General features: G+C 65.0%; 9 protein-coding genes and 1 riboswitch. Of the genes, 6 read left to right on the top strand and 3 right to left on the bottom strand.

The features are described from left to right. Window positions 1-23 precede the first annotated feature (23 nt). From J2805_RS23180 to speB, 3 genes are all read right to left on the bottom strand, one after another. Window positions 24-1,553: an aminobutyraldehyde dehydrogenase gene (locus J2805_RS23180; protein ID WP_309980384.1), complete on the bottom strand. Its 1,530-nt coding sequence runs from the start codon at window positions 1,551-1,553 to the stop codon at window positions 24-26. A 101-nt stretch (window positions 1,554-1,654) separates the two neighbouring features. Continuing rightward, entirely contained in the window at window positions 1,655-3,112 is a 1,458-nt protein-coding gene (locus J2805_RS23185; protein ID WP_309980385.1) for a purine-cytosine permease family protein, read from the bottom strand. Further along, a complete protein-coding gene (speB, locus tag J2805_RS23190; protein ID WP_309980386.1) occupies window positions 3,109-4,113 on the bottom strand; it encodes an agmatinase in 1,005 nt (334 codons plus the stop codon). Before speB ends, J2805_RS23185 begins: the two co-directional genes overlap by 4 nt. Before the next feature lie 185 nt (window positions 4,114-4,298). On the opposite strand from speB, the gene J2805_RS23195 reads away from it, so the two are divergent. The 6 genes from J2805_RS23195 to J2805_RS23220 all read left to right on the top strand — a co-directional run. Further along, window positions 4,299-5,828 carry a PucR family transcriptional regulator gene (locus J2805_RS23195; protein ID WP_309980387.1) on the top strand — a complete coding sequence of 510 codons (1,530 nt, stop codon included), beginning with the start codon at window positions 4,299-4,301 and terminating at the stop codon, window positions 5,826-5,828. Window positions 5,829-5,902: 74 nt separating this feature from the next. After that, window positions 5,903-6,001: riboswitch (glycine riboswitch) on the top strand. A 148-nt stretch (window positions 6,002-6,149) separates the two neighbouring features. Continuing rightward, window positions 6,150-9,008 (top strand): aminomethyl-transferring glycine dehydrogenase, encoded by a 2,859-nt coding sequence (gene gcvP, locus J2805_RS23200; RefSeq protein WP_309980388.1) that lies wholly within the window; start codon window positions 6,150-6,152, stop codon window positions 9,006-9,008. Between the two features lie 9 nt (window positions 9,009-9,017). After that, a complete protein-coding gene (gene gcvT / locus J2805_RS23205) occupies window positions 9,018-10,151 on the top strand; it encodes a glycine cleavage system aminomethyltransferase GcvT (protein WP_309980389.1) in 1,134 nt (377 codons plus the stop codon). A gap of 197 nt (window positions 10,152-10,348) precedes the next feature. After that, complete coding sequence (gene gcvH / locus J2805_RS23210; protein WP_309980390.1) at window positions 10,349-10,732, top strand: glycine cleavage system protein GcvH; 384 nt, start codon at window positions 10,349-10,351, stop codon at window positions 10,730-10,732. Then, on the top strand, window positions 10,729-12,048 hold the full coding sequence (glyA, locus tag J2805_RS23215; protein ID WP_309980391.1) for a serine hydroxymethyltransferase: 1,320 nt from the start codon (window positions 10,729-10,731) through the stop codon (window positions 12,046-12,048). The genes gcvH and glyA overlap by 4 nt, the downstream gene beginning before the upstream one ends. Window positions 12,049-12,126: 78 nt before the next feature. Further along, on the top strand, window positions 12,127-12,227 hold a 101-nt coding region (locus tag J2805_RS23220), incomplete at its 3' end, for a serine dehydratase beta chain (protein WP_309980393.1).

A 12,227-nucleotide genomic window follows, 5' to 3' on the forward strand; every position in this document is an offset into this window, starting at 1 on the left:
GCTCCGATGGCTGGTCTGAACGCTCATGCGCTGTGGTTGATCATGACGTGCTTGGTGCGGGAGTAGTCGTCCAAGGCGTAGAGCGAGAGGTCGCGGCCGTAGCCGGATCCCTTGAACCCGCCCCACGGTACCTCGCAGGCCAGCACCAGGTGCGCGTTGACCCAGACTGTTCCGAAATCGAGCTGCTTCGGAACGCTCAGCGACAGGCTGGAATCCTTGGTCCATACTGACGCGGACAGGCCGTACGGGCTCTCGTTGGCCCGGGTGACAGCTTCTTCAGTGGAACTGAACGTCTCCACCGTGACTACAGGCCCAAAGATCTCGTGCGTGGCGACGTGCGCTCCGGCCGGCACGTTGCTGATGACGGTGGGTTCGATGAAGTAGCCGGGACCTTCCAGGGCCGAACCGCCGATGGCCACGTTCAAGCCCGCAGCTCGGGCCTCGGCCAGGGATTCCTTGACCCGCTCGAAGTGCGGACGCGAAATCATGGGACCGATTTCCACGTCGTCGCCCGCTTCGGGAGCCCCGACCACCAGCGTGCTGACTTCGCGCACCAGGTGTTCGGTGAACTCCTCAGCCACTGACTCGTGCACGAGCACGCGGCAGGCAGCGCCGCAGTCCTGGCCTGCATTCCAGAAGCCGGCACTTCGCACTCCGGCGGCTGCCGCGCGGAGGTCAGCGTCAGGAAAGACAACCACCGGAGCCTTGCCGCCGAGTTCCAGATGGACGCGCTTGACCGACCTTGCCGCGGTCTCGGCAACGGCCTGTCCGCTGACGACGCTGCCGGTCAACGCGACGAGAGCAACATCGGGATGTTCCGCGAGCCGCTGTCCTACCGTCCGTCCTTGTCCCGTCACCACGTTGAGAATGCCATCGGGAATATGTCCGGCCGCGAGTTCCGCGAGCTTCAGCGTGGACAGCGGCGTCTGCTCGGAAGGCTTCAGGACGATGCTGTTTCCTGCAGCCAGGATGGGCGCGATCTTCCAGGCAGCCATCAGCAGCGGGTAGTTCCACGGGGTGATGACGCCGACCACGCCCACTGGTTCGCGGAGAATCACCGATGTGTGCCCGGTTGCGTAGTCGCCTCCGGCCATGGAGGTCAGCGTACGGGAAGCACCGGCCATGAAGCGGAAGGTATCAATGGTGCTTGAGACGTCGTCTTCCGCGACGGTCCGCGGCTTACCGGTGTTGGCTGACTCGATGCTTTCGAAGGCTTCCCGGTTGGCTTCGATGATGTTGGCGATCAGGTTCAGCACCTCGGAACGTTCCTTCGGGGTGGTGGCACCCCAGGACTTCTGGGCCGCCACGGCGGCTTCAACGGCAGAATCAACATCTGCGGTTGTGCCGGCCTGCACGGAGGCGATGACCTGCTCAGTGGTGGGATCCACGACGTCGATGACCTGGGTGGAGGAGCCCGGAACAAATGACCCGCCAATGAAGTGCCCGCCGGGAGGCAGAGGGAGGGGCAGTGCGGCCGCCGGGCTGTGATCTGCAGTGCTGCGATCCGCGGGGGACCGTCGGACGGTGAACTGTTCTGTGTTGGTGAGTGTCATGATATTTCGCCTTTGGTTTGGGCGCCGGTCGCGGCGTCGGGAGTGAATGTGGGGGGCGGGCGGCTGGCCCGTTGGAGTGCGGGCAATTGGCCCGCAGTGAGTCAAATCAGTTCAGCTGCGAGTTCGGGGGCCTGAAAGGGGGCGGCATCCGGCTTCTTGCGGAACACGCGTGCAGCAAAGTAGTACAGCGGAGCAACAACCACTAGCCCGACAATCCAGGAGATGTCCACGCCGCCCATCGCCGCGGCGAGCGGACCTGTGTAGACCGCCGTTGCGGAGAAGGGAACCTGGATCAGGGCGCCGGCCACGTAGGAGCCGATCGCGATCCAGTTGAACCGTCCATACACTCCGCCGTCGCGCTTGAAGAAGTCTTCAACCCGGTAGTCGCCGTGCCGGAGAAGGTAGTAGTCCACCAGGTTGATGGCCGTCCAGGGGACCAGGACGTACATCAGGAAGGAGAGGAAGTTCGTGTAGAAGAGGATGAAATTGTCCCGGGCGAACAGCGCGATCGTGACGGCGAGCGTGAAGAGGATCAGCGCTGCAACGCTTCGGGTTTTGGCATGAGGCAACCAGTTCGGCTTGAACGTCTGCCCGATGGTGAGGCTGCACAGGACGCCGCAGTAAAGGTTCATGGCGTTCGACGCTGCAACGCCGAGGCAGAAGATTCCGATGACGATCATGGTCCAGGGCTGGAGCAAGGCTCCCAGGCTGCCGACAAGCTCGACGTTCCCGGCATCGTTGCTCATGGACACCGCGAGGGTTCCCACCAGGGCACCCAGGATCATGGGGAACAGCGTTCCCAGCACGCAACCCGAGTAGGACGCCCAGAACGCCGGGGCCGAGCCGGTGCCCTGGGGCATGTAGCGGGAGTAGTCCGAGACGTAGGGGGCGTAGGCAAGCTGCCAGAGGGCGGATACGGAGATGGTGCCCATGAAGCCGACCCAGTTGAAGTTTCCCTGGTCCAGGAAGTTGGCCGGCAGCCCCTGAACGAACAGGATCCAGGCGAAGGCCAGCAGCAGCGCGACACCGGCCACGATGCTGAGGATTCGTGCATAGGCGTGAATGAGCCGGTAGCCGAAGATCGTGGCAATGACGCTGACGACGCCGATGATGATGATGCCGGCGTCAACACTGATGCCCGGACTGACTGCCGCCATTGCTTCCCCGCCAAAGACGAGGTTCGCGGCGAAGAACCCGACGTACATGACCACCACGATGACAACGATGAGCAGCGCCCCGAATGAACCGAATTGGCCGCGGGTCTGGATCATTTGTGCCACGCCCAGTTGCGGGCCTTGGGCGGAGTGCAGCGCCATGAAGATGCCACCGACGACGTTGCCGATGATGATTCCAACGATTGCGGGCACAAAGCCGAGCCCGAACACTGTGGTTGCCAGTCCGCCGGTCACGATGGTCATGATCATGATGTTGGAACCGAACCAGATGGTGAAGAGGTCCCGGGCTTTTCCGTGGCGTTCATGCGCCGGGATGGGTTGGATGGTCTTGTCCTCGAGCCGGGGCACTTCAGCCGGGGCGGCGGGAGTGGTTCGAGTGCTCATGATGCGTTCCAGGAGGCTGCTTGCAGTTCACGGGCGGTGGTGGGGGAGGCCTTGCTGCGGTTCACCATCAGGGCGAGCAGGTCGAAGACGAGGGTGGCGGCGGCGACTGTGGTGATGTCTGCGTGGTCGTAGGCCGGAGCGACTTCGACGACGTCGGCGCCCACAATGTTGATGCCGTTCAGCCCGCGGAGCAGTGCCAGGAGTTCGCGGGAGTGGAGCCCGCCCATTTCGGGTGTGCCGGTGCCTGGTGCATAGGCCGGGTCCAGGACGTCAATATCGATGGAGACGTAGACGGGCGTGTCGCCGAGCCGCTCCTTGACCTGGGCAATGGCTGCCGGGACGCCGATGACGTCCAGGTCCGAGCATCGGATGATCTGGAAACCGAATTCGTGGTCGCGGAGGAAGTCATTACGGTCGTAGACGGGTCCGCGGATGCCGACGTGCATGGACTTGTCTTCCACCAGGAGGCCTTCCTCGAACGCCCGCCGGAAAATGGTTCCGTGGGTGACCGGCTGGTCGAAGTACGTGTCCCACGTGTCCAGGTGGGCGTCGAAGTGCAGCAGCGCTACCGGGCCGTGGACCTTGTTCAGTGCCCGCAGCATGGGAAGGGCGATGGTGTGGTCGCCGCCGATCGAGATGAGCTTCTTGTCCTCGCTGATCAGGGGCAGTGCCTGCTCTTCGATTTCACGGACTGCCCGGGCGATGTCGTAGGGTGTGCAGGCGATGTCGCCGGCGTCCACAACCTGGGCTTCGTAAACAGGCTCAACGTCGAGTTCGGGATGGTAGCCGGGGCGCAGCAGCCGGGAGGCCTCGCGGACTGCGGCAGGACCGAAACGGGCGCCGGGGCGGAAGGAGGTTCCGCCGTCGAACGGTACTCCGACAATCGCAATGTCGTAGTCCGGAACGCGGTCGATTTGGGGGAGGCGGGCGAAAGTGCCGAGGCCTGCATACCGGGGGACTTTGGTGGCGTCGACGGGGCCGATGGGCTTGTGCATTGTCATTCCGGATCCTTGGGGTGAGGGGTGCTCGCCGTTGAGCGGGAAGTAAGTAATTCCATTCTTGGTGACGCGGATCACTCCCGATAGCGCTACATTGACTACAAATAGTCGAGGCGTTTAGACGAATGTCTAAGTGCCGCATGACACGGCGCCAAATCGCCGCCAACGCAAAGGAACCAGGAGCCCTCATGGCGATCACCGTCGCTGAACTCATCGCTGAACCGCAGCTGGGACTCACGCTCCTGGCTGGATCGGCAGGCCTGGACAACCGCATCACGTGGGCTCACACCTCTGATCTGCCCAGGTTGTGGGAATGGGTAACGGGCGGCGAACTGATGATGACCAACGGCCTCTCCATTCCGGCCGATGCCCAAGGTCAGGTGGCGCTCGCGGAGGCCCTCATGGACAGTGGTGCCAGTGCCCTGGCGATCGGCGAGAAGATGCACGCACCGCCGCTCACCACGGAATTCCTGGAAGCCTGCAACCGACTGCCCCTTCCCTTGGTCAGCATCCCGTACCCCCTGCCGTTCATCGCGATTGCCCGCTCGGTGGCCGAGTCCTCCCTGCTCGAAGAATCCCGCCGGCTGCGGCAGACGGCGCGCGTCTACGATCTGCTCCGCACCGCCGGAGCCTCGGAGGATCATTGGCAGAGCCTCGTCCAGCGGCTGGCGACCGAGCTTGACGCGGACCTGTTCGTGGTGGACCGCCGATGCCTGCATCCCTGGCACCCGGACGGCAAGGCGATACCGGTGTTCCTCGCGGAGGAATGGGCTCCGTTGTCCGGGCAAGTTTCCCTGGCGGGAAAGAACTTCCAGTGGCACCGCATCCGCGGCAGGCATGTGCTCACCATGGACATTCCCACGCATGCCAACGCGCTCCTGGTGGTGTTGCCCAACAGCGAACCGCACCCGGACGCCGTCGTGCTCCTGCATGCCGCAACCGTGCTGGGGCTGCAGCTTTCGCGCATCGTTTTGTCGCTGGAAGGCCGCCACCGGCTGGCGGGAGAGTTCCTGCTGCAGGCCATGGACGGACGCCTGGGAGTGGCCGAGATGGAGAGCCGGCTGACAGCTTTTGAGGTTCCGCCGCAGGGTTTCCTGCTCGCCTCCATGGCGGCGGATGCTGGAGACGGGCCTGCGGACGCTTCCACAGCAAACGACGGCGACAGGCTGGCTAACGTGCACATCGAACTGTGGCGGCACGGGGTTCCGTCGGCGTCATTGAAGCGGAACAACAGGCTCCATGTGGTGGTCCCGGCAGGCGTCCCTGACGACGTCCTGGTGCACTGCGCCGGCGCGGATGCCGCGATCGGGATCAGTGCGCCGGCGGCCGTTGCCAACATCCAGCGGGCGCTGCAGGAATCCCTCTGGGCGCTTGGCTCCGCCCGTGCCAACAAGCTGGGGCTGGCCCGCTATGCGGAGGGTCCGTCATGGCTGGGACTCACCAGTTTTGAGGAAGGAACCGCGCTGGTCCGGCGTCTTTTGGGTCCAATTTTCGACTATGAGCAGGGCCAGGAAGGCGATCTCATCGTCACCCTGAGGACCTATCTGGACTCGCAGCGTTCGTGGCAGAAGACTGCGAGTGCGCTCTTCGCGCACCGGCAAACCATCATCTACCGAATGCGGAAAATCGGTGAGCTGACGGGGCTGGACATGGCTGAAACGTCCACCGTTGCCCAGCTGTGGTTCGCGCTGCAGATCCATGAGGCGATTCATCAGTAGCTGCACCTTGCTTGCGCTTTTTCGAACGAACCCGCTATGGTGTGAAGCGTGTCACTCAGGTGATGCAACGCTTTTGATCTGCGGCGGGAGAGTCCTGCCGGTACATCCAGTCAGGCGCCGTAGGAGCAAATCCTCCCCAGGAATCTCTCAGGCCCATGTACCGCCGCGGCGAGGCAACTCTGGAAAGCAGTCCGGGCAACCGGGCTCACCGACGGTGCAAGCGGAACATGAGTTCCGCGGAATCTCTCAGGTCCAATACAGAGCGGGGAGGAACCCACATCATCGCGGCGCTCACAGGGCGCCTGAATCATGGAGTTCCTCTTGACTGTTAAATCAACCCCTACCGCCTTCGCGGACCGGCATATCGGCGCCCGGCGCCAGGCTGACGTTGACACCATGCTCAAGGCCATCGGCTACGACTCCGTCGACGGGCTGGTGGACGTCGCCGTCCCCGATTCCATTCGCCAGGGCGCGCCGCTGACGCTTCAGGCCGCGCTTAGCGAAGTGGAGGTCCTCTCCGAGCTTCGCCGCCTCGCCTCGAAGAACAAGACCGCCGTCCAGATGATCGGCCAGGGCTATTACGACACCCTCACGCCGCCGGTCATCCGCCGCAACATCCTCGAAGCGCCGGCCTGGTACACGGCGTACACCCCCTACCAGCCGGAAATTTCGCAGGGCCGGCTCGAAGCACTGCTGAACTTCCAGACCATGGTCCAGGACCTCACGGGGCTGCCTGTGGCCAACGCCTCGCTGCTGGACGAAGCCACGGCAGTTGCCGAGGCCGTGCTGCTGATGCGCCGCGCGAATAAGTCCACCGGACAAAACGCAGGTGCCAAGGACGGGAAGACCGTCCTGGACGCCGACTGCCTGCCGCAGACCATCGCCATCGTCAAGGGCCGCGCCGAGGCGCTAGGTTTCGAGGTGGAGATCGCTGACCTCTCCAAGGGACTGCCCGACGGCGACATCAACGGCATCGTCCTCCAGCAGCCCGGTGTTTCGGGCCGGGTATTCGACCACACTGCCGTGATTGCTGCTGCCAAGGACCGCGGCGCCCTGGTCACCGTTGCTGCCGACCTGTTGGCGCTGACCCTCATCACTCCTCCGGGCGAGCAGGGCGCCGACATCGCCGTCGGAACCGCTCAGCGCTTCGGCGTGCCGCTGTTCTTCGGCGGCCCGCACGCGGCCTACATGGCCGTCCGCGAAGGCATGGAGCGCACGCTTCCCGGCCGCATCGTGGGCGTCTCCAGGGACAACGCCGGCGTGCCCGCCTACCGGCTGGCCCTCCAGACCCGCGAGCAGCACATCCGCCGCGAAAAGGCGACCTCCAACATCTGCACAGCCCAGGCGCTGCTGGCCATCGTTTCCTCAATGTACGCGGTCTATCACGGCCCCGAAGGCCTCAAGGCGATAGCCGAAACGGTCCACGGCCACGCCCGTACCCTCGCCACCGCGCTTAAGACGGCCGGCCGCGAGCTCGTTTCCGAGTCCTTCTTCGACACCCTCACCGTCCGCGTCCCCGGCAAGGCCTCCAAGGTCATCACCGCCGCCGAAGCACGCGGCATCAACCTGCGCGCCATCGACGCCGACACCGTCGGGGTCTCCGTCGACGAAACCACGACGCCGGAGGTCCTGTCCGCGGTCGCCGTCGCTTTCGGCGCCGGCCCGGTAAGGGACGCCGCCGGCTTCGAGTTGCCCGCAGACGTGGTTCGCACGTCCGATTTCCTGCAGCACCCGGTGTTCAACACGCACCGTTCCGAGACGCAGCTGTTGCGCTATATCCGCAAGCTGTCAGACCGGGACCTCGCGCTGGACCGCACCATGATTCCCCTGGGCTCCTGCACCATGAAGCTGAACGCCACCGCCGAGATGGAAGCCATCTCCTGGCCGGAGTTTGCCTCCATCCACCCGTTCGCCCCGGACTCCCAGACGGCCGGTTGGCGCGAACTGATCGAAGGATTGGAAGCGGACCTCACCGAAATCACCGGCTACGACCAGGTGTCCATCCAGCCCAACGCCGGGTCCCAGGGCGAGCTCGCCGGTCTGCTGGCCATCCGCGGCTACCACCTGTCCCGCGGCGACGCCCAGCGCAACGTCTGCCTGATCCCGGCCTCCGCGCACGGCACCAACGCGGCCTCAGCTGTCCTGGCCGGCATGAAGGTTGTTGTGGTGGCCACGGCGGCCGACGGCACGATTGACCACGCCGACCTGAACGCCAAGATCGAGCTGCACAAGGACGCCCTGTCCGCGATCATGATCACGTACCCGTCCACCCATGGTGTGTACGACGCCGACGTCCGCGAAGTCTGCGACGCCATCCACGCAGCCGGCGGACAGGTGTACATCGACGGTGCCAACCTCAACGCCCTGGTGGGCCTGGCCCAGCCCGGAAAGTTCGGCGGCGACGTGTCCCACCTGAACCTGCACAAGACCTTCTGCATCCCGCATGGCGGCGGCGGCCCGGGGGTCGGCCCGGTGGCAGCCAAGGCGCACCTGGCACCCTTCATGCCCGGCGACGCGAACAGCACCTCTTCGGATAAGGGCGTTGCCATCTCCGCCTCGCGATACGGATCCGCCGGTGTATTGCCGATTTCCTGGGCGTATGTGAAGCTCATGGGTGGTCAGGGCCTGACCGAAGCAACCAAGTCCGCGCTGCTGGCCGCAAACTACATCGCCTCCCGCCTGGATGAACACTTCCCCGTTCTGTACACCGGAGTGGGCGGCCTCGTGGCCCACGAGTGCATCCTGGACCTGCGTGAACTGACGGCTCGCACGGGGGTTACGGCTGAGGACGTGGCCAAGCGCCTCATCGACTTCGGCTTCCACGCCCCCACCCTGGCCTTCCCGGTGGCGGGCACGCTCATGGTGGAACCCACCGAGTCCGAGGACCTGGCCGAGATCGACCGCTTCATTGAAGCCATGATCACCATCCGTGCCGAAATCGAGCAGGTCGCCAACGGCGATTTCACTGTTGAGAAGTCGCCGCTGCGCAATGCGCCGCACACGGCTGCCGCCGTCGTGAGTTCTGACTGGGGCCGCGACTACCCGCGCGAACAGGCAGCGTTCCCGGTCCACCACCTGAAGCAGGACAAGTACTTCCCGCCCGTCGGCCGCGTCGACGGGGCCGCGGGCGACCGCAACCTGATCTGCTCCTGCCCGCCGCTTTCCGAGTTTGAAAACTAAGGACTCCTGATGACTGAGAACTACACCGCTCTCTACGAGCAGCACAAGAAGGCCGGCGCCTCCTTCACGGACTTCGGCGGCTGGCAGATGCCCCTGAAGTACGACTCGGAACTCGCCGAGCACCACGCGGTACGCAACGCCGCCGGCCTGTTCGACCTGTCCCACATGGGCGAGGTCTGGGTCACCGGCCCGGACGCGGCAGCTTTCCTGGACTACGCACTTGTCGGGAAGCTGTCGGCGATCGCGGTTGGCAAGGCGAAGTACTCACTGATCTGCAACACGGACGGCGGCATCATCGACGACCTCATTTCGTACCGCCGCGCCGACGATAAGTACCTCGTGGTCCCCAACGCCGGCAACGCCAGTGTGGTGGCCGCGGCTCTGGTCGAGCGGGCTGCCAACTTCGACGTCGTCGTGGAGGACGCGTCCGCCGAGACCTCGCTGATCGCCGTGCAGGGTCCCAACGCGGAAGCGATCCTGCTGACGCTGGTTCCGGCCGAGCAGCACTCCCTGGTCACTGAGCTGAAGTATTATGCGGCTGTTGAAGTAGGGCTCACCGTCAACGGCACTGTGCAGGACCTGCTGCTCGCCCGCACGGGCTATACCGGTGAGGACGGCTTCGAGATCTACATCCCGAACCTTGACGCACCCGGCCTCTGGGACGCTCTCCTGGAGATTGGCGAAGACCACGGACTCATCCCCGCCGGGCTGGCCTGCCGCGACTCGCTGCGCCTGGAAGCCGGCATGCCGCTCTACGGCAACGAGCTGTCCCGCCACGTCAACGCCTACGCTGCAGGCCTCGGCCCGGTTGTCTCGCTCGCGAAAGAAAGCGACTTCGTGGGCAGGAACGCACTGACGGCGATCAAGGCTGCCGGCGTCGGAAGCACAATCGGCCAGAAACTCGTGGGCCTCAAGGGGCTGGGACGCCGGGCCGCCCGGGCCCACTACTCGATCCTCAAGAACGGCACGCTCATCGGCGAGGTCACCTCCGGCCAGCCGAGCCCCACGCTCGGCTACCCGGTTGCGCTGGCCTACGTTGACGTCGAGCATGCAGAACCGGGCACTCTCGTCGACGTTGACCTGCGTGGCAAGCCGGAGCCCTTCGAAGTCGTCGCACTGCCCTTCTACAAGCGCCAAAAGTAAGCCACTGGGTCCCGCCGGGGCCGACATCCTCTGCGTGTTCGCTCGTTCCTCGCTTAGACGCACGCTGCCGGAAGCCGGACCCCAACGGGACTTGCACCGGACCCAGCGCTCTTCGAAACCCAAAGGTGCTGGGGGATGAGCCGCCTGCCGATGGCTGAGCCTGTCGAAACCAAACACAAACTCTAAGGATTGAAAAGATGAGCAAAGTAGTTGCTGAACTGAAGTATTCGGCTGAGCACGAGTGGGTTGCCGCTGATGGTGCTGGGCCTGTGGGGATCGGGATTTCCGCGGTTGCTGCGGATGCCCTGGGCGACATCGTGTATGTGGACCTGCCCGAGGTTGGCTCGCCGGTGACGGCGGGGGAGACCTGTGGTGAGGTTGAGTCCACCAAGTCCGTCTCGGACCTGTATTCCCCGGTGACCGGTGAGGTGACGGAGATCAACCCCGCCGTCGTCGACGATCCGGCGCTGATCAACAGCGATCCGTACGGTGCCGGCTGGCTGTTCAAGGTGGCCGCCACGGAAGAGGGGCCGCTCATGTCGGCTGAGGAATACGCGGCCAAGAACGGTGGAGAACTGTGAACCCGGTATCTGTAACTGAGTACGAGCAGGTTGTGTCGGCGTCGTTGGACGCGGAGCTCGCGGACCTGGATCCTGAGATTGCTGCGAAGATCGACGACGAGCTGGGCCGTCAGCGCGGCGGCCTGGAGATGATCGCGTCGGAGAACCACACGGCGGTGGCTGTGATGCAGGCGCAGGGTTCGGTGCTGACCAACAAGTACGCCGAGGGTTACCCGGGCAAGCGGTATTACGGCGGCTGCGAGCACGTTGATGTGATCGAGCAGCTCGCGATCGACCGGGTCAAGGCCCTTTTCGGCGCCGGGTTCGCGAACGTGCAGCCGCATTCGGGTGCGCAGGCGAACGCCTCGGTGATGCACGCCCTGATCAAGCCGGGCGACACCATCATGGGCCTGAACCTGGCCCATGGCGGGCACCTGACCCACGGCATGAAGATCAACTTCTCCGGCCGCCTGTACAACGTGATCCCGTACCAGGTCCGCGAGGAGGACCACCGGATCGACATGGCCGAGGTGGAGCGCCTGGCCCAGGAACACAAACCGGCGCTGATCGTGGCCGGCTGGTCCGCGTACGCCCGGCAGCTGGACTTCGCCGAGTTCCGCCGGATCGCCGATTCCGTGGGCGCCTACCTGATGGTGGACATGGCGCACTTCGCCGGCCTGGTCGCCGCCGGGCTGCACCCGTCCCCGGTCCCTTACGCGCACGTGGTCACCTCCACCACGCACAAGACCCTGGCCGGTCCGCGCGGCGGGATCATCCTGACCAACGACGCCGCCATCGCCAAGAAGATCAACTCCGCGGTGTTCCCCGGCCAGCAGGGCGGGCCGCTGGAGCATGTGATCGCGGGCAAGGCCGTGGCGTTCAGGATCGCCGCGTCCCCGGAGTTCAGGGAGCGCCAGGAACGCGTCCTGGCCGGCGCCCGGATCCTGGCCGAGCGTCTGGTCCAGCCGGACGTCACCGCCAAGGGCATCAGCGTGATCTCCGGCGGCACCGACGTGCACCTGGTCCTGGTGGACCTGCGCCACTGCGAACTCGACGGCCAGCAGGCCGAGGACCGGCTCGCCGCGATCGAGATCACGGTCAACCGCAACGCGGTGCCGTTCGATCCGCGCCCGCCGATGGTCACCTCCGGGCTGCGGATCGGCACCCCCGCCCTGGCCACCCGCGGTTTCGGTGAAGCCGCCTTCGCCGAGGTCGCGGACATCATCGCCGAAGCACTAACCGCCGACGCCGACGCGGACCTGACCGGCCTGCGTCACCGCGTGGAGGCCCTCGCCGCAGCACACCCCCTCTACCCGGGCGTCGCGAATCTGGCCTAGGGCTTTCGGCCCGTGGTCACCTTAGCCCGGTGGGACCAGCATCCACCCCCACCACTTACCTAGTTAGGAATCACTCGCATGGCTGTTGGTGTCTTTGATCTTTTTTCCATCGGAATAGGACCGTCCAGTTCCCATACGGTGGGTCCGATGCGGGCTGCTGCGGTGTTTGCCGAGGAGCT

Origin of the sequence: Arthrobacter oryzae, from assembly GCF_031454875.1 — a bacterium.
In the GTDB taxonomy this organism is placed as follows: Bacteria; Actinomycetota; Actinomycetes; order Actinomycetales; family Micrococcaceae; genus Arthrobacter; species Arthrobacter oryzae_D.